Source organism: Streptomyces sp. CA-106110 (assembly GCF_050936285.1).
Lineage (GTDB): Bacteria > Actinomycetota > Actinomycetes > Streptomycetales > Streptomycetaceae > Streptomyces.
In genome coordinates this window covers 475,352-500,341 of the sequence record NZ_JBNJNB010000001.1, presented here as the reverse complement: position 1 = coordinate 500,341, position 24,990 = coordinate 475,352, and the positions used below count along the sequence as shown (strand labels likewise).

Genomic DNA, 24,990 nt, shown 5'->3' with positions numbered 1-24,990 from the left:
CTCATGACGACATACCACCTCACCGTGATCCACCAACCGATGAGCTTTCAAAACGGACCGCGGATGATCGATTCCAAGGGTTCGAGTACGCCTTGGGCGGCACCGCGGGACAGGGAGTCCGGCTCCCCGGCGTGATGCGCGCCACATCTGCAGGAATTGTCGGTTCGGGATGTAAGAAACGAGCCGCTACGCCCATTGCTTGGTGAGAGAGCCGAAACGAGGGGACGGCGCGTGACACAGGTTCAACGCTTCCGGGACGTCTACGAGGAGTGCTATCCGCGTGTCCTTGCCTACGCCACCAGCCTTGTCGGGCGGCAGGCGGGGGAGGACATCACCAGCGAGACGTTCGCCGTCGCCTGGCGGCGGGTGGGCAACATTCCTCAACCGGCGCTGCCGTGGCTCCTGGGCGTGGCCCGCAACCTGGTGCGCGAACTGCGTCGCCGGGACGCCCACCAGTATCTCCTCGCCGCCGAGGAAGCACAGCGCATCAGCAGCGGCGCGCAGATGGACGTCGGTGACGTCGCGGCGGAGGTCACCGATCGGCACAACGCGCTGCAGGCCCTCGCGAGCCTGCCGGAGGCCGACCGGGAACTGCTGACGTTGATCGCTTGGCACGGCCTGAGCGCCAGGGAGGCCGCACAGGTCCTGGACTGCACCACCGCGACGCTGACCGTCCGACTGTACCGAGCCCGCCGCCGACTGGAGAAGGCCCTGGAAACGGCACCCGTGTCACAGACGGCGTCCGCACCTCCCGTAGAGGCCCCGCACCCCACTCATCACGAAGGAGCACCCGCGTGAAGAACACCGGCAAGCGGCCCGGGCGGCCCGACGTCATGAAGGTGCTCGCGGACGCACGGCCCGACGCACTGGATCCGTCCCGGCTGGTGGACCCCACGCGGCAGCGGGAGGACTTCGCGCGCATCGTCGCCGAGGCGACGGACGGCCCCGCCGCACGCATCCCCGCACCCCGCCGGCGAGGTGGGTTCCGGCCGCTGGGAGCGGCGGCCCTGGTAGCCGTGACGGCGTCCGCCGTAGCCGTGAGCACGCTCGACTGGCAGGAGCCTGCCGATCGGCCGGCCGCACCGCCGCGGTCCTCCGCCGGAACAGAGCGGCCGGGCGCCACCGTGGACGTCCGCGTCGACGGCCACCTCGAACTGCTCAGCGCCGCCAAGAAGGCCGAGTCCTCGGTCGCCGAGGGCATTTACTGGCAGACCACCACGCGCTCGGAGAACGTGGACGTCGCCGGTGTGAAGGGGCAGCTCTTCGCCGTGCGCAGCACGTCCACCGACGAGTGGTCGGTGGGTGTGCGCCCCGGAACCAGGAGCCTCATGGTCTCCGGCCTGGATTCCGTGACCGAGCCCCGGACCGCAGCGGACCAGGCACGCTGGCACGCGGCGGGCTCGCCCGGCACGGTGCAGGTCGAGGTCGCGGCAAAGACCGGGAGCAACCTGATCGGCTTCACGATGGGAACCGGGCGGCCGATGGTCATGAAGACGAACATCGACGACAAGATCTACGCCGTCGGCCCGCGCAACGTCTCCTACAAGGACCTGCGTGAACTGCCCTCCACCAGCAATGAGTTGCGCCGCTACCTGGAGCGACTGTACGCAGAGGACAACGGCGCCGAGACCGGCACCTCAGGCCGCAGCGGCTGGATGCTGCGCCAGGCAGCCAACCTCGTCACGATGCCCGTCAAGCCCGGCGTCCGGGCGGCCGCGTACCGGGTGATGGCACATCTGCCCGGAGTCCGGGTGATCGCACGTGCCACAGATCCCCTGGGGCGTGAGGGCGTTGGCGTCGAGTTCCCGAGCACGTACAGGACACCGCTGGGGACCACGCAACAGCGGCTCGTCGTGGACCCGGCCACCGGCGCGATGCTCAGTGAGCAGGTCATCCTGGTCAAGGCCTCGGCCAGGGCCAAGCAAGCGGGTCTCAAAGCGGGCACGACGGTCAACTACGCGGCGACCACCCGGATGAGCTGGGGCGAGCACCAGATCACCGTACCGAAGAACGCTCGTAGCTGAGCCGAGAGCCGACCTGCGCAGCCCGCAGGGAGCACTCGCAAAGACGACTGCCTCCTCGAACATCGGCTGACGGACTCGGAGGTCTGCCGCTGACTTGACGCGGCAGACCTCCGAGCAACGACCAGCATCCCTGGCCGCGGCCTCCCGCAGCGCCCTCGGCATCCCAGCTGAGTTCCCGACATCCATGCGATCCGGCCTGGAGCCAGTCTGGTTGAAGGTGTGTGCAACGGCGTGCGAGGTCAAGTACCGCGCCATGACGCGGGCAGCGCTGCCAGGCCTGCCGCACGCCCACGAACACCGTCTGGTCTTCCGGATCCGTGAGCCCCGCCCACAGGTCTGCCCCTCGTTTTCCCGCCCCCTTAAGAAAGCCTGCACCAATGCGCCTCCACAGGCCCTACATATCCGCAACCGCGGCGGTCATCGTCTCCTCGCTCGGGATCGCCGCGTACCACCACATGCCCGAGGGAGATCCCATCCCTGCTCCTGGGACGGCCTCGATCGTCCTGGACTCTGCTGGACCCGCGGCCGGGCAGTCGGCTGCTGCTGCCCCCGTCAAGCCATGGACGACGGTTTCGCCGCGGCCTCAGATCCTCTCCCGGCTGCCGGGGCTCGGCCGCAGGACGTTGTCGCACATCCCGGCCGACGCCTGCCAGGTCGTCCTGGTCACGGGATCCGCCCGGAACTCGGCGTCGTCGAAGGTCGTACTCTACGAGCGTGTCGGCGATGGCTGGCGTCCCGGGGCGGTTTGGGCCGCGCACAACGGCTACAAGGGCTGGACCGACGAGCACTACGCGGGCGACCTGCGCAGCCCCATAGGGGTGTTCGGTCTCACCGACGCCGGCGGACGGCTGGCCGACCCCGGCACCAAGCTGCCCTACCACCATTCCGGTGCCTTCTCCATCAGCGGGCCCGGTATCGAGGGCGAACCGCTCGCCGGTTCCTTCGACTATGTGATCGCAATCAACTACAACCGGCAGCCCGGCACTTCACCGATGGACGGCACCAAGCCGATGGGCGACAACCGCGGTGGGGGCATATGGATCCACGTCGACCACGGCGGCCCCACGCACGCCTGCGTCAGCCTCTCCAAGACGCACATGAAGCAGTTGTTGCGGGCCCTCGACCCCGCTGACCACCCCGTGGTCGTGATGGGCGACGCGGCCTCTCTCGCCCGATGACAGTTCCGCGGTCCACAGGAGTATGGAGTAAGCGTGTCGTCCCTTCCGTTGCCGAGACCGTGGTCAGGTCTCAACATTCCGGGCATTGCGGCCCGGAAGGTCCGTCACATCACCAAAGCGTGAGGGCTTCGGCTTGAGTACGGTCTCTCTCCTCGACAGCGAAATCGACCACGTCCTGACCGCGCCTTCGTCGGCAGCGCGACGCCTGAATGCAGGGCGCACAAACGTGGTGGTTTGCCGGCGGCACGGGCGTAGGCATCGATACGGACGCGGACTACGCCCCGCGGTGCCGATTCCAGAGTCTGAGTTGGCTCGCAGGTTCAAATACCTTCTTCTCTTGCGGCTTGGCGACAAGATTCACAGGCGGCGCCGGAGTGATCCGGCATGGGCTCTCGAACATGTGGGGGCGGCGTGCCGAACGAGGACGTCGACCAGGCGACCGGCAGGCGGAGTTGTGCGGCAGCTGAGCGGTGGTCTGCGGGCAGGGTCGGCCGCGCGGGGAGAGCGAGTGCTGCCGCCAGGGGTTCACTGCGGGATACGGTACTGATGTTCGGGACGGCCGGTGGTGCCGTAGCGGAGTTCCAGGTGGACGGTGCCCTCCTTGACGAGGTAGGACAGGTATCGCTGGGCCGTGGCACGGGAGACGCCGGTCGCCTCGGCGGCCTCGGCTGCCGACAGGGCGGCGGGGGCGGCGCGCAGGGCTTGGTGGATCGCGCTGAGCGTGGGTGCGGAGTGGCCCTTGGTCGGGATGCGAGGGACGGCGGGCGGGCGGGCCGCACTGAACAGAGCGTCCACATCGGCCTGGTCGGTCGTGGTCGTCCGACTGAGCGCGTCCACGCGGTCGCGGAGCTGGCGATATGCGGTGAGCCGTTCGGCGAGGTCGGCTGAGCCGAATGGCTTGACCAGGTAGCCGATGGCGCCCAGTTTCATCGCGGCCCGGACAGAGGTGATGTCGTGGTCGGCGGTGATCATAAGGGCGTCCGGTCGAGCATCGCCCTGGTCCTGACTGAGCTGCCGCAGTATGTCGATGCCGCTGCCGTCGGGCAGGAACACGTCGAGCAGTAGCAGGTCCGGGTGCAGATTGCGTACCGCCGCCAGAGCCTCGGTCACGGTCGCCGCCTCGCCGACCACTTCGAAGCCCTGGACGCGGTGTACGTAGTCCCTATGGATCTGGCCGACCCGGAAGTCGTCGTCCACCACCAGGGTCCGGATCATCAGCCCTCACCCCTCATTGGCGACGCCGCCGTGAACAGTACGTCCTGCGGCACGGGTGCCGTGCCCCGCAGCGGCAAGACGACCGTGAAGACCGCGCCCGGGCCCTCGCTGACCCGGATGGTGCCGCCGTGCCGCTGCACCAGCCGGTGCACCATAGCCAGCCCCAGGCCGCGGCGTGCGGTGCCCCGCTCTGGACGGGTGGACCAGCCGTCCTCGAAGATCGACTGGGATGTGCCCGGGACGATGCCGGGACCATTGTCCGCCACACGTACGACGATCAGCTCGTCTCCCTCCGTCAGCGTCAGTCGGATCCGGCGTCCGCCGTCGGCGGGTGGTGCCTCAGCCGTCGCGTCGATGGCGTTGTCGAGCAGGTTGCCGACGATGGTCAGCATCCGACGCAGGTGTGGCGGATCCGCTCCGAGCGCGGAGTCGTTGGTGAGGACGATCCGCACTCCGCGTTCGGTGGCGACCGTGGTCTTCGCCACGATGAGCCCGACCATCAGCTGGTTGCCGATGTGCCGGCGCACGGCCTCGGTCAGTGCCTGCCCGGAGCGGGCCGTCTCGATGGCGTACTCGTACGCAGACTGGTGCTCCCCGATGTCCAGCAGCCCGGCCAGCGTGTGCATCCGGTTGGTGAACTCGTGCTGCTGGGCCCGCAGGGCGTCGGTCAGTCCGCGCACGGAGTCCAGTTCGCGCAGCAGACCGATCAGCTCGGTGCGGTCGCGCACGGTGACGACGGCACCGAGTTCGCGGCCGTGCAGGGTGACCGGCATGCGGTTGACGGCGAGACAGTGGTCGTCGGTCAGCACGCTGACGTCGGTGCCGGTGAGGGTGCCGTCCAGTGCGCGGCGCAGTCGGCCGTCGGGCAGCGCATCCTCCAGCAGGCGGCCGAGCGCGGTGCCCAGGCCGAGCAACCGGCGCGCCTCGTCGTTGACGACGGTAATCCGTCCATCCGGGTCGAAGGCGACCACGCCCTCCCGGATGCCGTGCAGCATCGCCTCACGGTCCTGCAGCAGGCCGGCGATCTCCTCCAGTTCCAGTCCGAAAGTGGTCCGCTTCAGGCGCCGGGCCAGCAGATAGGCCGCCGCCGCGCCGATCGCGGTGGCGATCGCGGCGTACAGCCCGAAGGTGGGCAGCTCGCGCCACAACTCACCGAGCACGTCACGTTCCGGTATGCCCACGGACACCTCGCCGACCAGCGCGCTGGAGGGCCCGTAGAGGGGGGCTTTGCCATTGGCAGACCGCCCGGTCGCCCCCTGGTCGGTGCCGACGTGCGTATGGCCGTCCCGCACCACGATCGGCTCGACCACCGGCTCGCCGATCAGAGCAGGGATGGGGTGCGAGCGCCGTACGCCTCGCAGGTCGATCACAACCACGTACGACGCCCCGGACGCCCTGCGGATCCGTTCGGCCACCGTCTGCACCAGGTCACCGCCACCCCCGTACTCCATAGCTCGTTGGATTTGCGGATCCGCGGCCGCGGTCTGCGCGATCGCCAAGGCCCGCTGCTCGTAGGAGCGGTCGAGCTCGGCCCGCTGCGCGAAGGCGAACAGGACGAAACCGATCAGGCCGGTGAGCGCGAGGATGACCAACTGGTTCGCGAGGATCAGCGTGGACAGCCTCCGCTTCCCACCGCGGCCTGTCCGGAAGCGGATGCGTATCACGGGTGCCTCTTTCGGCGGATGACCATCGTGCCGGACCGGCCCATGCACGTGCCCGGGTGGCGCGATTGTGCCGGATGGACGGGATGCTGCCCACCCCCCATCCGATGAGCAGAACGAGCAGAACCCCGGTTTACGCAACATTCGCGAGTTAGCTCGGAAACAGCGACGTCATACGCGGCTGCCTCTAGCGTCTGCCTTCCTCGGCTTGCGGGGAACTCCCCCCGGAATCCCCGAGGAACTCCGAAACAAGGAAGGAAGCGGCCCCACATGGCCTCGCGAAATCATGCCGCGATGGGCCCGGGTGCCGGTGCGGCGAAACATGCGGACGCGCGCATCGATATCTCCGGGCTCACGAAGCGATTCCTGACCCCTGCCGGTGAGGTGTTCACGGCGCTGCAAGGCGTTTCGTTCACCGTGTAGCCGGGCCAGTTCTGCGCCGTGGTGGGTCCCACCGGCTGCGGCAAGTCGACGACGCTGGGCTTGGTGTCCGGGCTCGACCGGCCCAGCGAGGGTTCGGTCAAGGTCGGCGGCCGTGAAGTGGACGGCATCACCGACGGCGTCAGTTTCATGTTCCAGGCCGACGCCCTACTGCCCTGGAAGACCGTGCTCGGCAACGTGCTGATGGGCCCCGTCTTCCGTGGGGTGCCCAAGCAGCAGGCACAGGCTTCGGCGCGCGACTGGCTGCGCCGGGTCGGCCTGGCCGGGTTCGAGGACCGCTACCCCCACCAGCTGTCCGGAGGTATGCGCAAGCGCGTGGCGATGGCCGCGGCTCTCATCAACGAACCCAAGATTCTGATCATGGACGAGCCGTTCGGCGCCCTGGACGTACAGACCAAGGCGATCATGTCGACCGAGCTGCTGAACCTTTGGGAGCAGATCCGGCCGTCCGTCATCTTCATCACCCACGATCTGGACGAGGCGGTGGCACTCGCCGACCGGGTGGTCGTGATGACCTCCAGCCCCGGCTCGGTCAAGGCGGTCTTCGACATCGACCTGCCCCGCCCGCGCGGCTCCGTCCAGGAGATCCGCTTCCAGCCCCGCTTCGTCGAACTCCAGCACCAGATCTGGGACACGCTGCGCGAAGAGGTGGAGCGGGCCTACGCCCTGACCGCAGGAGGCAAGGAATGAGTACGGCGTCCCCTGTTTCCGACGCTCGCATCGCCGACGGCGGGCCGGGCCCTGCCGCGATCGCCGCGCAACGCGCCCTCCGGCGGCGCGTCGCCCTGGTGTGGGCCGGCCGTATCGGCCTCGCGGTCCTCGTGATCGGCGGCTGGCAGGCGTTCACAACCTGGGGCATCGTCGACCCGTTCTTCTTCGGACAACCGTCGGGAATCTGGAAGCGACTGATCGACCTCTTCCAGCACGGCACCCAGTTCGGCTCCTTCTACCAGAACATCTGGACCACCATCGAGGAAGCGCTGATCGGCTTCGCCGTGGGTGCCCTCACCGGGGTCGTCATCGGCGTCGTGCTGGGGCAGAGCCAGTACCTCTCCGATGTGCTCGGCCCCTACATCAAGATGGTCAACGCGATCCCGCGTATCGTCCTCGGCTCGATCTTCATCGTCGCCTTCGGCATCGGCGTGACCCCGAAGATCCTGCTCGCCGCGGTGCTGGTGTTCTTCATCGTCTTCTTCAACGCCTTTCAGGGCGTCCGCGAGGTCGACCGCAACGTCCTCGCCAACGTCAGGGTGCTCGGCGCCTCCCGGATGCAGATCACCCGGCACGTCATCGTGCAGTCGGCGCTGACCTGGATCATCGCCAGCCTGCACAGTGCCTTCGGTTTCGCCATCGTCGGCGCGCTGGTCGGCGAGGTGCTCGGCGCTCAGAGCGGACTGGGCCTGGTCATCAAGACCGCGCAGAACAACTTCGACCCCAACGGCGTGTTCGCCACGATGCTCGTCATCGCGGTGATTGTGCTCGGCGCGGAGTGGCTGATCGGCAAGCTCGAACATCGGCTGCTCTCCTGGCGCCCGCCAACCCCCTCCGAAATGAATGTCCTCTGAGCTTCGCTCCCCCAGTCCCATTACCTCATCACCGCGTTGCTGCTGTCACCTGCAGGCCCCGCAAACAGTGCCCACATTCCCGAAAGGTGTATGTCTCGCCATGCTCAAGAGAACCCTCACCGCCTCGATCGTCACCGTCCTCGCCCTCGGCGCCGCGAGCGCCTGTTCCAGTAACTCCAGCAGCTCCGCGTCGTCCGGCTCCGGCGGCACCCCGACCGTCCGACTCATGGTCGGCGGCATCGACAAGCAGATCTACCTGCCCTACCAACTCGCCGAGAACCTCGGCTTCTACAAGAAGTACGGCGTCAAGGTCGAGCTCAGCACCGAGCAGAACGGCGGTGTCGGCGCCGAGGAGGCCATGGCCTCGGGACAGGTCGACATGGCCGGCGCCTGGTACAACCACACGATCGAGTTCCAGGCGAAGGGCAAGGCGGTCGAGGACGTCGTCCAGTTGTCCGGCGCGCCCGGCGAGCGGGAGATGTGCACCAAGAAGAGCGGCGTGACGTCGGCCGCCGACTTCAAGGGCAAGACGCTCGGCGTCACCGACCTGGGCTCGGGCACCGACACCCTTACCCAATTCATGGCCGCGAAGAAGAGCGTCAAGGCCAACCAGTACCACCGGCTCGCGGTCGGTGCGGGCTCCACCGCTGTCGCTGCGCTGCAGAACGGCAAGGCCGACTGCGTGATGACGACCCAGCCGACGGTCGCCGCGATCCAGAAGAAGGGCGTTGGCACCTCTGCGATCGACCTGGCCACCACCGACGGCGCCAAGACGGCGCTGGGCGGTGCGTTCCCGGCGGCGAGCGTCCTCGCCCGCACCGACTGGGTGAATTCGCACAAGGACGCGGTCCAGAAAGTCGTCGATGCGCTCGTGGCCACCATGCACTGGATCCACGACCACAGCGCCGCCGACATAGCGAACAAGCTGCCGGCGTCGTTCGTACAGAACCAGTTGGTCACCAAGGCCGACTACATCACGGCTCTGAACGAGGACAAGGGCCAGTTCCTGCCGGACGGCATCATGCCAGCCGGCGGCCCGAAGACCACGTTGGCCACTGAGCAGCTGGTCGGGACCGTGTCCTCGTCGGTGGACCTCGGCAAGACGTTCACCAACGACTTCGCCATCTCGGCCAACAAGAAGGAGGGCTTCACCACCACCACGACCCCGGCCGGCGTCGACGGCTGAGTCCCGGTGCTCCCGAGGCCGCCCAGGCAACGACAGGCCGGGCGGCCTCGGTTCGTGGGCACCACGAATCACAAATCCTCACCGGCCGACTCGCGAAGGAGACCAAGGATGAGGCTGGTCCACCGGTACATCGTCGCCACGGCAGCCATGACCAGTTCCGCTACGTCGCGGTACAGGGGCTCACCGTCCGCCGACGAACCGGCCGGCCCTGAGGCTCATCAATTTGCTTAGAGTTCTTCAGTGTTCGTACGGTAATTGTGTGGAACTTCTTCGACTCTCAAAGGCTGCAAGGCATTTGGGTGTTCATCCCGTGACGCTTCGGCTTTGGGCTGACTCGGGGAAGATTCCGGTGACTTGGGTCGGGCGTGAGTGTCGGTTCTCCTCGATCGATGTGGAGGCGATGAAGGTCTCCACCGGTGGCGAGCTTGTCCGCCTGGAGGGCCTGTACGTGCGTGTGTCCGGCTCCCACGGGCTGGAATCCTTGCTTCAGGCGCAGGAGAAGGAGCTGCGGGCCACCTCCACCGGGGAGATCGTCAAGGTCTTCCGTGACCGGGCCTGTGGCCTGCGGGAGGACCGGCCCGGTCTGAGCCGGCTCCTGCGGGCCGTTGCTGACGGCTCGGTGACCGTCGTGCGGGTCACGCACGAGGACCGGCTCGCCCGGTTCGGTGGCGGCTGGCTCAAGCACCTGCTGTCCGTGTACGGCGCCCGTCTTGAGGTGCTGCACCCGAAGAAGCTCGGCGGCCGGGACGAACTCCTTGAGGACTTCGCGTCGCTGGTCACCGTGTTCGCCGGCCGCCTGTACGGGATGCGGTCGGCTGAGAACCGGCGTCGCCTGCTGGCCGAGTCCGAGCAATGCCAGGCCGGTAGCCACCGGTGAGCCGGAAACCGCAGCTCGCCCACGGTGAGACCTCCCGCACCGCGTGCGCCCGCACCCTTGTGCGCACCGGCGTGGATGAGAAGACGGGCGAAGTCCTGACCCAGGCCGTGCTGGCCGAACGCATCGGCTGGTGCAGCGACCTGGTGGCGGGCATGGTTTCTGTCGTGCTCGCCGAGCGTTGGAACAGCCGTGATGTGAAGGTACTCGCCTCCGGCGTGGACGAGGCCGGTCGGAATCTGCCGTCGAACGCGTGGATGGCGCTGCGGCGTCTGGGCTGGAGTGCCGCCCCGCCCGAGGGCGTGAAGGTCAACGACCGGATCGTGCGCATGGCCCAGGAGCAGGCCGGGCGGGCGCTGCGCTCGGTGAAGTGGCGCGCCGATGTGGTCTTGGGGGTGCTGGCGACGTGGCCGGCCGATCCGAGCAAACGCACCCCGAGAGAGTGGGATCAGGTTCGGGCGGCGATCTGTGGCGGGGAGCATCTGCCATCCAGCATCATCAAGGCCCGCACCCGGCAGGCCGCCACGTATCTCAAGGCCAACGGCCGTCTGCCCGTGGACGTGTTCGAACTCGAAGGCACCCCGAAGATCCCCCGCCTGCTGCTCCTCGCCGCGTGCGATGGGCAGCAGGCCACGATCGAACGCTCCGAAACCGACACCGGGCAGGCGCTGCTACGGCTTCAGCTGCCCACCCGCCCCGACCCGGCCACCTACCGGGACTGGACATGGGTGACCTGCCCCATCACGCTGCCGCCTACGGTCCCCGCATCGGCGGTGCTCCACCTTCCCACCCTCCGCTGCGCGGGTGACACCGTGCGCGCTGACCTGGCCTACACCCACGCCGTCCCCAAGGCCCACCGCACCGGTCATACGGTGGCGCTCGGCGTGGACTGGGGCCTGAACACGCTCCTCAGCGCAGGCACCGTGCAACTGAACGGCGACGGGCGGATCACCACGCTCGGGGCCGGCGCCCAGTTCCGGGCCGCCGGTGTGCTCGCCAAGCAGCACCGCCTGCGCCGCCTCTCAGAGCGACTGCACACCAAAGCCGACCAGTACATGCGGCTCATCGCAGGCCACGACCACCAGCTTGCCCCCAAGCTCGACGTGCTGCGCAGCGAGATCCAGCACGTGTCCAACCGCCGATCGAACCTCAACGACGCCCTGGCGTGGGCTGCCGCCAGGTGGGCCGTCGACCAGGCCATCGCGGCCAGGGCCACGGTGATCTATGTCGAGGATCTGCGGTCGATGGAAGCCGGGGGCATGGGCCGCACCCTGAACACCCGCCTGTCCCAGCAGGTCCGCGGACAGATCGCCGACCGCACGCGGCACCTCGCCACCGAACAGGGCATCGCCGTCGTCACGGTTCCGGCCCGCAACACCTCCAAACTGTGCCCGCACTGCCTGACCCCGCTGCGGCACCGCAAAGCCCCCGACCGGCCCACTATCGCGGGATGGAAATGGGCCATCTGCCCCCACCAGGACTGCCGTTGGCAGGGCGACCGCGACCACGGTGCCTGGCGCCGTATCGCAGCCCGCGGCCTGGCCCACCAGGCCACGACCGCTTGCGACCGCACCGGCGGCCACATGGTGATCCGGACGGTCCTCGACAACCTGGAAGCGAAGGCGGTCGTCACACCGACTGCCAAGACCAGTCGGAAGGACCGGTCCAAGACCGGCCCTACCCGGCGTCGTTCCACACGCCCCGCGCCCAGGCGACGCAGGGCACCCTCCCCAGCACGGCCTCACGGTCGTGCCGGCCAGCGTCCGGAGGGACACGCTCACACGGACCGGACCCGGCTGCCCCGCGCAGCCCACCGACACCAGGGCATGAACACGACCAGCACACCCACCACCGGCCACCGGCCACAAGGGGCAGCACTCGGCGCGGGATTCCACCTCCACGCCCACGCCTCCCCACCACGGTGGGAAACGATCCCGGAAACTCAATCCGACTCAGGATCGCATAGCTAATCAGAGACGCTGTAAGTACCGCCGCCAGCTGCCGGTGCGGTAGTACCCCGGTACTACCGGCCCGCCACTGTTCAGCCCCCGGTACCACCGGATCCGGCAGATCGCGGACTTAGCGTTGCGGAGGAGGCGTCAGGCGTTTCGGGCGCCGGAGTCCGAGAGAGAGAACGCGAATGATCGAGGCACAGCAGCTCACCAAGAGGTACGGGGAGAAGGTCGCGGTCGACGGTCTGGACTTCACCGTGAAGCCGGGCACGGTGACGGGCTTCCTGGGGCCCAACGGTGCGGGCAAGTCCACGACGATGCGCATGATCGTCGGGCTGGACGCGCCGACGAGCGGCTCCGTCACGGTGAACGGTCACCGCTATGCCCGCCACCAGGCACCGCTGCAGGAGGTGGGGGCGCTGCTGGAGGCGAAGTCGATCCACCCGGGCCGCTCGGCCTACAACCACCTCCGGGCCCTTGCGCTGACTCATGGCATTCCGCGCCGTCGGGTCGAGGAGGTCGTCGAACTCGCCGGTCTCGGCAGCGTCGCGAAGAAGCGTGCCGGTGCCTTCTCCCTCGGCATGGGCCAGCGGCTCGGCATCGCCGCGGCCCTGCTCGGAGATCCGCAGACCGTGATGCTGGACGAGCCGGTCAACGGGCTCGACCCCGAGGGCGTCCTGTGGATCCGGAACCTGCTGACCACCCTCGCGGCCGAGGGGCGCACGGTTTTCGTCTCCTCGCATCTCATGAGCGAGGTGTCACTCGTCGCGGATCATCTGATCATCGTCGGGCGTGGCCGGCTGCTGGCCGACACGACCGTGCAGGACCTGGTCCGCGAAGCGGGCGGCGACACCGTGAAGGTCGCAACGGACGACCCGGCGCGGCTGCGGGACGTGCTGGCCGGGCCGGGTGTGGAGATCACTGGCCGCATCGGCTCGGAGGAACTCCAGGTCACCGGGATGTCCGCCCGTGCGATCGGACTGAAGGCGGCCGATCATGGGATCCCCCTGTTCGAGCTGACCACGAAGGCGGTGTCGCTGGAGGAGGCATTCATGGAACTGACCAGGGACGCCGTGGAGTACCACGGTTCCACGACCGGCATCGAGACCTCCGGGAGCGCGGCATGAGCATCCTCACGGCAACGCCCGAGACTCCCGAGACCGCCACGGCCGCTCAGGCCCGGCCCGCCTACCGGGTGACCGGACGGCGCGTGCTGGCCTCTGAGTGGGCCAAGCTCTGGTCTCTGCGTTCCACCTGGATCACCCTCGGCCTGGGTCTGCTGTTCCTCGTCGCCTTCGGTGTCATCGCCGCGAGCCACTACAAGTCCAATCTCGACTCCGGCCGGCACATGGACCGCGACTTCGCCACCGCGACGGCCATGAGCCTGTCCCTCTTCGGCACGAACTTCGCCCAGCTCGCCCTCGGTGTGCTCGGCGTGCTGGTCACGGCGGGCGAGTACTCCACCGGCATGATCCGCTCGACCCTCGCGGCCGTACCGCGCCGGCTCCCGGTGCTGTGGTCCAAGGCGGCGGTGTACGGAGTGGTCGCCCTGGTGGTCGCGACCGTCGGCGCGTTCGTCGCCTTCCTCGTGGGCAGCCAGATCGTCTCCGGCACGCCCGCCGCCATGGGCCTTGGCCATGCCGGCGTCGTCCGCAGCCTCCTGGGCGCCGGACTCTACCTGGGCCTGGTCGGAGTGATCGGCGCCGCCCTGGGCGCGCTCCTGCGGTCCGTGGCCGGCGGTATCTCGGTCCTGGTCGCCGCCCTGATGCTCGTACCCGGGCTGATCTCCCTGCTGCCCAGCTCGTGGCAGGGCGACATCGACCCCTACCTCCCCAGCCACGCGGGCGAGTCGATCTTCGCCCTGACCCACGACTCCACCACCCTGTCGCCGGGCGCCGGACTCCTGGTCTTCCTCGGCTGGACAGCCCTCGCGCTGGCCGGAGCGGCGTACCGGCTGCTGCGCAGCGACGTCTGAGCAGCAGCCACCCGCATCATGGGTTGGTGACATCCGTGACATCCGTGACCGCCGATGACCTCAGCGGGATGGGGCCGCTGGTCGCCCGGCTCGGCCGGGCCGGCCAGCGGCTCCGGCATGCCGACCAGGCCCGTCCGTGGGTGCTGGACACCGCGGTGGTGGTGCTGGTCTTCCTGCTGTTCTGCTTGCCGGATCTGCTGCATGCAGTCGGCGTGATCGGCGGGGACGGCGACGGCCCGCGCCGCTTCCGCGTGGCATTCACCCGGTTGCCCGTGGCGGGCATCATGGCTCTGCAGGCCGGACTGGTGCTGCCGCTGTTGTGGCGGCGGCGGGCGCCCGCCGCCGCCTTCGGCGCCGTCACGGCCGTGTTCGTCCTCCAGTGGTCCCTCGGCGCCGCGCTCCGTGCGGACGTCGCCCTCTTCGTCGCCCTGTACAGCCTGGCCCTGCACGGGCGGCTGCGGCAGCTGGCTTGGGCCTGCGCGGTCGCAGCGGGTGCACTGAGCCTGGTCGCGGTGCGGGTCTCGGCGGCGGTGTCGGTCTGGGACGCACTGTTCTTCCTGCTCAGCACGGCGACCGCAGCACTCGCGCTCGGCCTGATGATCCGCATCCGGCGGGCCCAACTGGTCGGGCTGCGCGAGCGTGCGGCACGGCTGGAGATCGAACGCGACCAGCGCGGCCGACTCGCTGTCGCCGCCGAACGGGCACGAGTGGCCCGCGAGATGCACGACATCGTGGGCCACAACCTGTCCGTCATCATCACCCTCGCCGATGCAGGAGCCTACGCCGCAGGCGCAGCTCCGGAACGGGGCAAGGAGGCCCTGCACCTCATCGGCGACACCGGCCGCCAGGCGCTGAGCGAACTGCGGCGGGTGCTCGGCGTACTGCGCGAGGCGGACGGTGCGCCGGCCGAGCCCGAGCTGAGCCCGCAGCCCGGTCTCACCGACCTCGACGCGCTGTGCGAGGGGGTGCGCGCCGCCGGCCTGGAGGTCGTCTACCGTACGGTCGGAGACATCGACGCCCTCGACAGCGGGGTGCAGCTCACGGTCTACCGCATCGTGCAGGAGGCCCTGACCAACACCCTGAAGCATGCCGGCGCCGGCGCGCGTGCGAACCTGGCGATCGTCGTGGAGGACACGCGGCTGACCATCACGGTCCAGGACTCCGGCCCCTCCACCCCGGTCGGCCGTCCCCGCACGGCGAACGAGGAAGGTCACGGCCTGGTGGGCATGCGAGAACGAGCGGCACTCTATGGAGGGCACGTCAGCGTGAGCCCCGCAGGCGCCGGCTGGACGGTACGGGCCGACCTCGACCTCACCCCCCAGGACGGTGCCCGGTGACCACCGTGCTCGTTGTGGACGACCAGCCGCTCCAGCGGTACGGCTTCCGCATGCTTCTGGACTCCGTGCCCGAGACGGAGGTGGTCGGCGAGGCCGCCCACGGAGCCGAGGCCGTGCGCAAGGCCGCCGAACTCCGCCCGGACGTCGTCCTCATGGACGTCCGCATGCCGGGCATGGACGGCATTGAGGCCACCCGCCGGATCGTCGCCGCCGGCGACCGCTCCCGTGTCCTCGTCCTGACCACCTTCGACCTCGACGAGTACGTGTACGCGGCGCTGCGCGCCGGAGCCAGCGGGTTCCTCCTCAAAGACGCCCGCCCCGAGGAACTCCTGGCGGGCATCCGCGCGGTGGCCGTCGGAGATGCTGTTATCGCCCCCGCGCTCACCCGCCGCCTTCTCCACGAGTTCGCCCGTCTCGTGCCGCCCGGCGGTGCCGGCTCCACCGAGGACCCGAGACTGAGCTCCCTGACCGACCGTGAACGCGAGATCCTCGTCGCCATCGGCAAGGGGTGGAGCAACGGCGAGATCGCCGGCCGTTTCGTCCTGTCGGAGTCCACCGTGAAGACCCATGTCGGCCGGGTCCTGGCCAAGATCGGCGCCCGCGACCGCATCCAGGCAGTGATCTTCGCCTACGACCACGGTCTGGCCCGGCCCCAGGCGAGCTGAGCAAGCAGGTGCAGCCTTCGACGGACAGCCGGCGCAGCGATCCGCGCCACGGGATGGGATCTGATCCACGGGCGGTGGCCGCGCCCTCTGGGCTGCGCCTGCTGCGGGCGGTGGACGAGGACGCCGTGCCTCCACGGCCATGAAGATCGGCGAGGCACAGCTCAGCAAGGCAGGCGACACCCTCGGCGCGTGACTGTGGGGGAGCCAGGGGCTGGTCCAGGTGTTGTCGAAGAGCATCACCGGGCCGGCTCCTGACCGCCGCAGCCCCCGGACTGGCCCGTGGCTGCCAGCCGGCTACCGGCAGAACCTCTGGAAAGCCGCTCAGGCAGCTCGGATCAAGGTCGCGGGAGATGAGGTGAGGGTGGAGTTGCGGCGAGCCGGCGGCGGGGTGATCGCGGTCGAGGTGGTGGGGAGCCGGCCGCGCCCGCGGTGCTGTTCTGCCACGGGTTGGCCGACTCCCGGCTGGCCGTGTACGGCTTCGCGGGCGCGGCCCATGCGCTCGGACTGCGCCTTATCGCCCCGGATCGCCCCGGCATCGGCGGCACCGACGTCCGTCGCCTGCCGCGGGTGGTGGACCTGGGTTGCGGAAGCCACCCTGGTCCTGGACGCGTTGGACGTCGGCTCGGTGGCGCTGCTCGGCGTTTCGGGCGGCGGAGCGTTCGCGGCTGCCTGCGCGTGCGAGCTGCCTGACCGCGTCCGCAGCCTGCTGCTCATCGCGCCCCTTGGCCTGGCTGCCTGGCCCACCCGCGGGATGGCAGCCGGGCAGCGCGCGGCCTTGCAGATCGCCCGGCACGTTCCGGCCTTCGGTGGCTGGTTTCTGGGCCGCCTGGCCACGCTGGCGCGCCGGGAACCAGGGCTGTTCCTTCGCCTGGCGACCAGCGAGATGCCCGTCGGCGACCGGCGTGCCCTCGCCCAGCCGGACGCGCGCGCGGCCTTCCTGACCAACTACCTGCGAGCGTTCCACCGCGGCAGCTGGGGAGTCGGGCAGGATCTGCGCGTGCTGACCCGGCCGTGGGGTTTCGACCTCGAGTCGATCGGGGTGCCCACGTCGATCCATCAGGGGGACGCCGACACTACCGTCCCGCTCCAGCACGCCCGCCGCTTCGCCGCGGTGATACCGGGCGCACGCCTTCACGTCCATCCCGGCCAAGGCCACTTCTCGATCGTCACCGCACCCGAGCAGATGCTGGCGACACTCGCCGCATAGCCGGTCGAGGTTGCCGCCGGACATCACGGCGACGCCGCGTCCGGTGACGACTGGGCCGAGTGGACCCGGTGGACGACAACGCCCGCCGCCCCCGGCGGCCACGTCCCCCGTCATGCGCAAGACTTATGGATACGCGCTTAGACCCAGGTATCCAACCACATCCGCGACCGCCAGGAGCCGATCGGGATCGTCGTGCCCGTGTACAGCGGCCATAAGTAGTTGATCCGTCATTAGCCCCAACCGTCGCGGTCGGCTCGCCCTGCGTCCTATTCCATGAAGCCGAGCGCGGTATCCGCACGACAGTGCGTCATGCCGGCACCTGCTGGCGTAGCGCTTCCAGCGCCTGCGCCCGTATCTGTGATCAGGAGCCCTGCCGCGTCACGAACCCCCATCAGCCCCTTCGTCATCAGCCTCGACCTTCAGGATGAGAAGGGTTCGATGGGCCCTTTCAGAGCGTCCACCGATGGGTGACGCCGCGGACGGCGCTTTTGGGTTGGGGCGGTCTTCGTGGGTGACGACCGCACTCCCCGAATAGTTGACAAATGAACTAGATGGTTTAACGTTCACCTATCGCGCGGACGGTTCACGCCAGGCCGCCTGCGCGGGGCCTGCGAACCACCTGCCTGGTCGGTCGTGGCGCACGAACGCATTCCCAGAATCGGAGGCAACCCGCATGACCACCCCTGTCCGTCTCGCCGTCATCTACTACTCCTCCACCGGCTTCTCGGCAGAGATCGCCAAGGAGATCGCGGAGGCGGCCGAGAAGGCCGGCGCCGAGGTACGCCTGCTGAAGGCCGCCGAACTCGCCCCCGAGGCCGCCATCGCCTCCAACGAGGCCTGGGCCGCCCACGCAGCGGCCAGCGCGGGCGTTCCCGAGGCCACGCCAGCCGACGTCGAGTGGGCGGACGCGGTCATCTTCGGCACCCCCACCCGCTTCGGGAACATCTCTTCCCAGCTGAAGCAGTTCATCGACACCCTCGGCGGCCTGTGGGCCCAGGGCAAACTGGCCAACAAGGTCTACAGCGGCTTCGCCACGACCGCCACCGCGCACGGCGGCCAGGAGTCCACGCTCCTCGCCCTGTACAACTCCATCCACCACTTCGGCGGCATCATCGTGTCCCCCGGCTACACCGACCCCATCAAGTTCGTCGACGGCAACCCCTACGGCACATCCCACGTCGACGCCCAAGGCAACAACCCGGTCGGCGAGCAGACCCGCAACGCCGCCCGACACCAGGCCGAGCGCGTGGTCCAGCTTGCCGGCGCCCTCAAGGCCGGCCTCGCCTGACCCCCGGACAGCCGCTGCTCGTTCCCCACATGACCGGGCGGCGACCGGCCCGCCCTAGTCGATCACCAGGGCGGCCCGGGGCGATGTCAAAGCTTCACTGACTTCCCTGCATGTCGTTTGCCATGCCACAGACAGGCGTCGAGACGGATCGGGATCTGCGCTGTCTCTCGACTTCGCCCGACGGACGAAGGATGACGTCTTCTCGCCAGTGGTCGTGGGGCACCTGTGGGACCAGGGGCTCCCAACGCATGGAGGGGCCAGCTCAAAAACAGGCTTCTCTGCGGGGTCTGTAAATCTGCCCGCCCAGCCTTCCCGGGTTCGAATCGTGGCGCGGCCACACTCGGGAGTACCCGCCCCTGACCAGCAAATTTGGTCAGGGGCTGGTCTCTTTCCTGACCTCCGCGGTTAGCCGCCGCTCCCCGTGGTTCCCCGCCTCTTCGGGCACGCAGCGGCACGGTTGATCGTGGCGCCCTAGACCCGCCGCGTCCATGGTTCGGTCACATTTGTCGGGCGCAGCGTGACCTTGATCACGTAGGAGCTGCGCCGGTCTCACGCGCTCCGTGATTCCCCGTGTTGCCAGGTAGTCCGCCCCACCACGCGGACCGCGGGCCAGGCGGGTGACGCACTCGCTTTCGAGGTCTGTTCCCCCCGCAGGGCGTTGTCCCCCCTTGTCCGCGATCGTTCACCACCGTGCTGACGTCGGTGTCGCGTATCCCTGTGAACGGCTCCGGCCGCCGGAGAATGAGACCAAAACTGAGAGGTCGTTTTCTCCCGTTGTTTTATCCCGTGAGGCGGATTTGTTCCGGTGATGTCGGGTCGCGCCAGGAGATGGTGGCCTCGCCGGTGAGTCGGCGGGCCATGAGCTCGGTCATCGCAAGGTGGATCATGGCTTCGGAGCGAGCCGGAAGAGTCTCGTAGTCGCGGGTCAAGCGGCGGTGGAGCATGAGCCAGCCGTAGGTTCGCTCCACGGTCCAGCGTTTCGGGATCGGGGTGAATCCCCTGGTCCCGGGATTGCGCTGGACGATTTCGAGGTCGATGCCGAGGGTGGCGGCATGCTCCACGAAGTGCTTGCGGTAGCCGCCGTCCACCCAGACTTGCGGATGGTGGGATGGGCGGAGGCAGCCTGCTCGAGGAGAGCCTGACCTGCGACGGAGTCCTGAACACTGGCCGCGGTGACAAGGACCGCCAGCAGAAGGCCGAGGGTGTCGGTGATGATGCTCCGTTTGCGGCCGACGATTTTCTTGCCGGCGTCGGTGCCCTGGCTCGAAGCGGGGACACTGGTGGAGGTCTTGACGCTCTGCGCGTCGATCACGCAGGCCGACGGGTTCGCGTTGCGGCCCTCCTTCTGTCGTACCAACTCCCGCAACAGGCCGTTGAGCTGGCCGAACACGCCGTCCTTCTGCCATTTGGCGAAGTAGCCGTAGACGGTTTCCCAGGGCGGGAAGTCGTGGGGCAGGTAGCGCCACTGCACCCCGGTACGGTCCACGTACAAGATCGCGTCCATGATCTCGCGCAGCTCGTGCTCGGGCGGGCGGCCGATGTCCAGGGCGTGTCGGCGTCGCTCGGACCGCCAGGCGGACAGGACCGGCTCGATCAACTCCCAGCGAGCATCGGAAAGATCACTCGGATACGGACGTCGCTCACTCATGGTGTGGACGTACCGCGTGCAGCCGAGTGCGCCCAGGCGCACGGAATTACCTGTGGAAGCACAGCCCAGAAGCGGGCTTCCTGGGATGAGACAGGCGCACGCCTCCTCCCGCCCCAACCGTCACCCCACCAACCCCACGAGACCAACCCAGTCCAACAGCCCCTTCAGCACCACATCACCGCACAGAAGAAAGCGGGCAATAAGAGGGCGCTAGAGATGAAAACGACCTCTCACAGGTGCCCCCGGTCATGGTCGGCTGCTGTCGTCGCTGTACTTCGCTTGGCGCCCGGATCTCCGGGATACGGTGTCCCCGGCCCGGGTGCAAGGAATTTCTGTCCGCCTGTCGATCCGCGGCTGCCTCGTTCGACCTTGGGGTGAGAAGGCCGAAGGGCGGCCCTTAGACCGAGGAGACCGAAGATGGCGAAGTACATGTTGATCCTGCGGGGCACGGACGAATCCGTTGCGAAGATGATGGCCACCCCTTTCGAGGAGATGCTCGAGACGGTGGGTCGCTTCAATGAGGAGTTGATCCGGGCGGGCGTGCTCGTGGCCGCCGAGGGCCTCGACGACCCGGCCCAGGGCGTGGTGGTCGACTTCAGTGGCGAGAGGCCGGTGGTCACCGACGGTCCGTACGGCGAGACGAAGGAGCTGTTCGGTGGCTTCTACCTGATCGACGTGGCATCGAAGGAGGAAGCGGTCGAGTGGGCCCAGCGGCTCCCGGCCGTCGCCGGCTCGAAGTGCGAGGTCCGCCGCGTACCGGGCATCGACGAGTTCCCGCAGGACAACGAGTGGATCATCAGGGAGCGGGCGTGGCGCGAGCGGACCGGCCAGCTGTGACGCCCGCGGCCGTCGACGGCCCGCCGAGCGCCGAGTCGGCGCGGCGGGCCGTCGAGGCCGTCTGGCGGATCGAATCCGCACGGATCGTGGCTGCGTTGACCCGCTACACCGGGGACTTCGAGCTCGCCGAGGACGTCGCGCAGGAGGCGGTGGCGGAGGCGCTGGTCTCCTGGTCGCGCGACGGTGCGCCCACGCACCCGGTGAACTGGCTGCTGGCGACCGCGCGGCGGCGCGCCATCGACAGCTTTCGCCGTCGGTCGGCGCTCGACGAGCGATACACCATGCTCGGAGGCTGGCTCGCCGAGGGGGACCAGACCTCGGGCGTGGTGGTCCCGCCGGACCGGTCGGACGCCCTGCCGTGGGATCCCGACCGGGTCGACGACGACGTCCTAGCGCTGATGTTCATCTCCTGCCATCCGGTCCTCTCGCCCGAGGCCCGCGTAGCCCTGACGCTGCGTGTGGTCGGCGGCCTGTCCAGCGAGGAGATCGCCCGGGCGTTCCTGGTGCCCACACCGACGGTGCAGGCACGGATCACGCGGGCGAAGAAGACGATCGCCGCAGCCGGAGTCCCGTTCGAGCTGCCGCCGACAGAAGAACGGCGTAATCGGCTCGGCGGTGTCCTCAGCGCGCTGTACGTGATCTTCACGGAGGGCTCGACGGCGACGATCGGTGACCACCTGCTGCGCCCCGACCTGGCGTACGAGGCGATCCGACTGGCCCGGATGCTGGCCGCGTTGCTGCCCGATGAACCGGAAGTACACGGGCTGCTCGGCCTGTTCGAGCTCACGGCCGCTCGCTTTCCCGCACGCACCGGGCCGGGTGGCGAGGCGGTGCTCCTGGAGGATCAGGACCGGCGTCTGTGGGACCGGTCGGCGATCCGTCGCGGTATGGCCGCACTCGGCCGGTCCTCGGCCCTCGGGCGCGGCCTGGGACCGTACGGTCTGCAGGCGTCGATCGCCGCGTGCCACGCGTCGGCGTCTTCGGTGCCGGAAACCGACTGGGAGCGCATCGTGCTCCTGTATGAGGCGCTCTGCCGCATCGCCCCGTCACCCATCGTCGAACTCAACCGGGCGATCGCCATCGCGATGGCCGAAGGGCCGCAGCAGGCGCTGTCCGTCGTGGACGAACTGGCCGCCTCCGGCCGCCTGTCGGGCTCGTACCTGCTCCCGAGCGTGCGCGGCGAGCTGCTCGTCCGGCTCGGCCGGACCGCCGAGGCACGGACCGAGCTGGAGCTCGCCGCCCGCCTGTGCCGCAACGCCCGCGAACGGTCAGTGCTGCTGTGCAAGGCGGCTGCACTGGAGTAACACCGGCGGCCCGGTAGCAGCCGCCCGCGCGGAGCCCTCAACGCCTGCAGCGGCCGGGCGCAAGCAGGCTGGTTACCTGGGCGATCGCCTCCGGGGGAGGCTTGAAATAGCGGCCAACGTGTTCTGCCCTCTTGTGTCGGGACTTCGCCATCAGCATCAGCAGTCTCGCCCCGGCCCCGTGCCGCGCCTCGCCGAAGTGGGTCACACCGGAGCGGCGCTACTCATGCAGATCCCAACCGGCGCCGGGCCCGCGCAGCGCGGTGGTCCAGCAAGCGCGACCGCCAGGAGGGTCCCGGCGAGGTGCAGGCGCCGCTGTTGGGCGCGCCCGCCGACCACCTCCTCATCGGCGACAAGGTGTGGTTCCGGCATGCCAAGGCGGGCGAGCCGTGCGAACGGATCGACGCGCTGCACCTGATCGAGGGCGACGAGATCACGGCGACCGTGCCGACGTAGCGCGGCGAGGGCCGGATGTTCCTGTGACGGCCGGGCAGCGCCACGGTCAGGCGCTGCCGCCGCCGTCGAGGGGCTCGATGCCATCAGTGATCCACTGTATGTCCGTCACGGACGGGCCCCTGCTGTTGTCGTCGAAACCGAAGCCGAGCAGCAGATAGCGGCCCTGGACCCACGGCGAGGGGAACACCACCGCTTCCACGACGGCGCCGGGCCCCTTGCCCGTGCTGACCTTCCAGCGGATGAAGTACCCCTTCCGGCCCGCGACCGTCACAGCCCCCGCGGCGGTCTGGCGATGTCCGGTGATGCCGCCGTAGTCCTGCAGGCCGCTCATGTTCGTGCCGTACGTGCTCCGCGCGACCTCGCCGATCTCGGCCTGTGCCAGCTCCTCGAGGGTCAGGTCGCCAGGATGGGCGATGGCCCGCGTGTAGGCCCCACCGGGCAGGCAGGAGTCGGCGGGCACCGCCGGGCAGCGGTACACGGTGCCGTACCCGAGGCCCGCGCCGGTCTTGGTGGAAGTGCCCCGCCAGCCGCGCAGCAAGGGAACGCGAAGGCCGTTGACCGTGTCGTCGACGTGTCCGGTGACGGCCGGGCGCTGCCCCGGGGGCCGGCTCCCGCCACTGTGGCGGTCCTCGCCCGCGGATGTGGAAGGGCTCGGCTGGGCGCGGTGCGACGCCGACGGGCTCGGCGCGTGCCGGTCGGGGGAGGCAGACCCGTGGGCCGACGGTGCCTTGCGGCCGTCGTCGCCGCCAGTCAGCACCACCGCCGCCGTGACACCCCCGACGACCAGGACGAGGGCGCCGGTTATGAGACCCACGACCAGGCCGCGGCGCCGCTTGCCCTCGCCGGGTGGCAGCGGCGCCTGCACATGCTCGGTCCAGGTCGTGCCGTCCCACCACCGATGCCCGGCAGGGCCGCCGCCCTCATGCCACGGATCCGGGTACCACCCAGGGGTCGCCATGTTCACGGCGGCACCTTACCCGCACGAACTGACGGCGCGGCCAACGAGGTTGACCACCCCGTCCCGCACAGCGGTGTCACTTACGCGCCCGAGATCCCGCCCGATCACCAGGAAGTCGGTGGCGTTCATGAAGGGGGAGTCGTCGCTGGCGAGGAACACGACCGCCGCCGGCGATCTCCTCGCCCTCCGCGAACCGGCCGACCGGGATGTGCGCCAGACGGCGCGCGGCCCGCTCGGCGTCCTTGGCGAACAGCCCCTGCAGGAGGGGATGTTGACCGGGCCGAGACGCAGGGCGTTGACCCCGATACCTTCCCGCGTGAACTGCACGCCCCATTCGTGGGACATGGCCATTTGGTGTCTATGTGTCGACCGCAGCGGCGGAGGCGCCTGTCGAGGAGGCTTCCCGCTACAGCTTCGGACGCAGGACGGCCGAGGCCCCTACCCGGTGGCGATCGACGGCCGACCGGCGGGGCTGTCTACCGGACGCACAGCACGTGGTGGACCCTCGGCCTCGACGAGGAGCACGCGACCGACCGCACCAGCCGCGACGCGGCGGCGCCCGACGTGTCGCGCTGGTTGATGCTTGCGCCGCGGCCGAGGCCGATACGGCGCGCGAGATGCGGCGGCGCACCGAGGCGCCCGGGGGTGGGAGTTCACCACGTGGGACACCGTCGGTCCGGGCGCCACCGTCCGCACCCCCGGCAAGTGCCTGCCGGTACGGGGAGGTTTGTGGGACGGCGGCCCGCTGTACTCGGAAACCTGGGGCGCCCCGGTGCGCTTGACCGGTGTAGGGCATCTGCCGAACGGGTCCGTTGTGGCGCGCGGCACCGAGGGGGACCGGCCCGCATGGCTTGGTATGGGCGTCCTGCTGTCCCCCTGGCACCGTCACCGGCCGTCTCGCGATCGTGGCCCTCTATGTCTTCGTCGGCCAACGGGCGGTGGGGGGCTTCGACTTCTGGCTCGCGACGAAGATGGACGCCCCGCTGGGCGCGGTCGGCGGGGCGGTGGGTGTCGCCATCCTCTCCAACGTCCTGGACGCGATCACGGCGCTGGCTGCCTGCGGGACGTGCCGCCCACGCTATGGCAGTACGCGTGGGTCGACGGGCTCCAGCCCCGCCTGGAGTGGGCCGGCGTGATCAAGGGCACGTCGGTGACGCTGTCGTTCGCGGAGGTGTTCTTCGCGCCGGCGTTCCGTAGCTTCCGGCGGAAGGGCAACGTGTCC

Annotated in this window: 20 protein-coding genes and 5 pseudogenes; 18 read left to right on the top strand and 7 right to left on the bottom strand. The window is 69.3% G+C overall.

Translation table 11 applies throughout. The features are described 5' to 3' along the window. Positions 1–231: 231 nt before the first annotated feature. The 3 genes from ACQEXA_RS02500 (at position 232) to ACQEXA_RS02490 (ending at position 3,202) form a co-directional block, all read left to right on the top strand. Entirely contained in the window at positions 232–798 is a 567-nt protein-coding gene (locus ACQEXA_RS02500; RefSeq protein ID WP_432937642.1) for an RNA polymerase sigma factor, read from the top strand. Next, entirely contained in the window at positions 795–2,024 is a 1,230-nt protein-coding gene (locus ACQEXA_RS02495) for a CU044_5270 family protein (RefSeq protein ID WP_432937644.1), read from the top strand. Before ACQEXA_RS02500 ends, ACQEXA_RS02495 begins: the two co-directional genes overlap by 4 nt. Before the next feature lie 377 nt (positions 2,025–2,401). Further along, positions 2,402–3,202, top strand: coding sequence for a L,D-transpeptidase family protein (locus ACQEXA_RS02490; RefSeq protein WP_432937646.1), 801 nt, complete (start codon positions 2,402–2,404; stop codon positions 3,200–3,202). Positions 3,203–3,727: 525 nt separating this feature from the next. Here the strand turns inward: ACQEXA_RS02490 and ACQEXA_RS02485 are convergent. Together ACQEXA_RS02485 and ACQEXA_RS02480 are read right to left on the bottom strand one after the other, a co-directional pair. Further along, the gene (locus tag ACQEXA_RS02485) at positions 3,728–4,417 is read right to left on the bottom strand and encodes a response regulator (protein WP_432937648.1); all 690 of its coding nucleotides are present in this window, start codon (positions 4,415–4,417) and stop codon (positions 3,728–3,730) included. Further along, entirely contained in the window at positions 4,417–6,081 is a 1,665-nt protein-coding gene (locus tag ACQEXA_RS02480; protein ID WP_433128412.1) for an ATP-binding protein, read from the bottom strand. The genes ACQEXA_RS02485 and ACQEXA_RS02480 overlap by 1 nt, the downstream gene beginning before the upstream one ends. Positions 6,082–6,372: 291 nt before the next feature. Between ACQEXA_RS02480 and ACQEXA_RS02475 the strand changes: the two are divergent. The 9 genes and pseudogenes from ACQEXA_RS02475 to ACQEXA_RS02435 all read left to right on the top strand — a co-directional run bounded on the left by ACQEXA_RS02475 (position 6,373) and on the right by ACQEXA_RS02435 (position 16,073). Then, a pseudogene (locus ACQEXA_RS02475) lies at positions 6,373–7,209 on the top strand (ABC transporter ATP-binding protein). After that, positions 7,206–8,084, top strand: a complete 879-nt coding sequence (locus tag ACQEXA_RS02470) for an ABC transporter permease (protein ID WP_433128410.1) — start codon at positions 7,206–7,208, stop codon at positions 8,082–8,084. The pseudogene ACQEXA_RS02475 and the gene ACQEXA_RS02470 overlap by 4 nt, the downstream one beginning before the upstream one ends. Before the next feature lie 100 nt (positions 8,085–8,184). After that, complete coding sequence (locus ACQEXA_RS02465) at positions 8,185–9,270, top strand: ABC transporter substrate-binding protein (RefSeq protein ID WP_432937654.1); 1,086 nt, start codon at positions 8,185–8,187, stop codon at positions 9,268–9,270. A gap of 259 nt (positions 9,271–9,529) precedes the next feature. Next, on the top strand, positions 9,530–10,147 hold the full coding sequence (locus tag ACQEXA_RS02460; protein WP_433128408.1) for an IS607 family transposase: 618 nt from the start codon (positions 9,530–9,532) through the stop codon (positions 10,145–10,147). After that, positions 10,144–12,114 carry a zinc ribbon domain-containing protein gene (locus tag ACQEXA_RS02455; protein WP_433128406.1) on the top strand — a complete coding sequence of 657 codons (1,971 nt, stop codon included), beginning with the start codon at positions 10,144–10,146 and terminating at the stop codon, positions 12,112–12,114. The genes ACQEXA_RS02460 and ACQEXA_RS02455 overlap by 4 nt, the downstream gene beginning before the upstream one ends. Positions 12,115–12,284: 170 nt before the next feature. Further along, positions 12,285–13,223, top strand: a complete 939-nt coding sequence (locus ACQEXA_RS02450; RefSeq protein ID WP_432937660.1) for an ATP-binding cassette domain-containing protein — start codon at positions 12,285–12,287, stop codon at positions 13,221–13,223. Further along, complete coding sequence (locus ACQEXA_RS02445; protein WP_432937662.1) at positions 13,220–14,071, top strand: ABC transporter permease; 852 nt, start codon at positions 13,220–13,222, stop codon at positions 14,069–14,071. Before ACQEXA_RS02450 ends, ACQEXA_RS02445 begins: the two co-directional genes overlap by 4 nt. A 68-nt stretch (positions 14,072–14,139) precedes the next feature. Further along, positions 14,140–15,408 (top strand): sensor histidine kinase, encoded by a 1,269-nt coding sequence (locus tag ACQEXA_RS02440; RefSeq protein WP_432939939.1) that lies wholly within the window; start codon positions 14,140–14,142, stop codon positions 15,406–15,408. Further along, a complete protein-coding gene (locus ACQEXA_RS02435) occupies positions 15,405–16,073 on the top strand; it encodes a response regulator (RefSeq protein ID WP_432937664.1) in 669 nt (222 codons plus the stop codon). The genes ACQEXA_RS02440 and ACQEXA_RS02435 overlap by 4 nt, the downstream gene beginning before the upstream one ends. 321 nt (positions 16,074–16,394) lie before the next feature. On the opposite strand, the gene ACQEXA_RS02430 is transcribed toward ACQEXA_RS02435, so the two are convergent. Next, the gene (locus ACQEXA_RS02430) at positions 16,395–16,667 is read right to left on the bottom strand and encodes a hypothetical protein (protein WP_433134825.1); all 273 of its coding nucleotides are present in this window, start codon (positions 16,665–16,667) and stop codon (positions 16,395–16,397) included. Between ACQEXA_RS02430 and ACQEXA_RS02425 the strand changes: the two genes are divergently transcribed. Together ACQEXA_RS02425 and wrbA are read left to right on the top strand one after the other, a co-directional pair. Then, the gene (locus ACQEXA_RS02425) at positions 16,567–17,280 is read left to right on the top strand and encodes an alpha/beta fold hydrolase (RefSeq protein WP_433128404.1); all 714 of its coding nucleotides are present in this window, start codon (positions 16,567–16,569) and stop codon (positions 17,278–17,280) included. The two genes, ACQEXA_RS02430 and ACQEXA_RS02425, sit on opposite strands and share 101 nt — an antisense overlap. A gap of 673 nt (positions 17,281–17,953) precedes the next feature. Beyond that, positions 17,954–18,568, top strand: a complete 615-nt coding sequence (gene wrbA / locus ACQEXA_RS02420; protein WP_432937668.1) for an NAD(P)H:quinone oxidoreductase — start codon at positions 17,954–17,956, stop codon at positions 18,566–18,568. A gap of 779 nt (positions 18,569–19,347) precedes the next feature. On the opposite strand, the pseudogene ACQEXA_RS02415 reads toward wrbA, so the two are convergent. Further along, positions 19,348–20,216: pseudogene (locus ACQEXA_RS02415) on the bottom strand (IS5 family transposase). A 417-nt stretch (positions 20,217–20,633) separates the two neighbouring features. On the opposite strand from ACQEXA_RS02415, the gene ACQEXA_RS02410 reads away from it, so the two are divergent. Beyond that, entirely contained in the window at positions 20,634–21,053 is a 420-nt protein-coding gene (locus ACQEXA_RS02410) for a YciI family protein (RefSeq protein ID WP_432937670.1), read from the top strand. Beyond that, positions 21,026–22,357, top strand: a complete 1,332-nt coding sequence (locus ACQEXA_RS02405) for an RNA polymerase sigma factor (protein WP_433128402.1) — start codon at positions 21,026–21,028, stop codon at positions 22,355–22,357. Before ACQEXA_RS02410 ends, ACQEXA_RS02405 begins: the two co-directional genes overlap by 28 nt. A gap of 37 nt (positions 22,358–22,394) precedes the next feature. Here ACQEXA_RS02405 and ACQEXA_RS02400 read toward each other — a convergent pair. Continuing rightward, positions 22,395–22,619: pseudogene (locus ACQEXA_RS02400) on the bottom strand (site-specific integrase); the annotation flags it as partial. Positions 22,620–22,633: 14 nt separating this feature from the next. Between ACQEXA_RS02400 and ACQEXA_RS02395 the strand changes: the two are divergent. Continuing rightward, positions 22,634–22,810 (top strand): annotated as a pseudogene (locus ACQEXA_RS02395) (amino acid deaminase/aldolase); the annotation flags it as partial. A gap of 46 nt (positions 22,811–22,856) precedes the next feature. Here the strand turns inward: ACQEXA_RS02395 and ACQEXA_RS02390 are convergent. After that, positions 22,857–23,768, bottom strand: a complete 912-nt coding sequence (locus tag ACQEXA_RS02390; RefSeq protein WP_432937674.1) for a DUF2510 domain-containing protein — start codon at positions 23,766–23,768, stop codon at positions 22,857–22,859. An 80-nt stretch (positions 23,769–23,848) separates the two neighbouring features. Beyond that, a pseudogene (locus ACQEXA_RS02385) lies at positions 23,849–24,119 on the bottom strand (SDR family oxidoreductase); the annotation flags it as partial. A 554-nt stretch (positions 24,120–24,673) separates the two neighbouring features. On the opposite strand from ACQEXA_RS02385, the gene ACQEXA_RS02380 reads away from it, so the two are divergent. After that, entirely contained in the window at positions 24,674–24,904 is a 231-nt protein-coding gene (locus ACQEXA_RS02380) for a hypothetical protein (RefSeq protein WP_432937677.1), read from the top strand. Positions 24,905–24,990: the final 86 nt, after the last annotated feature.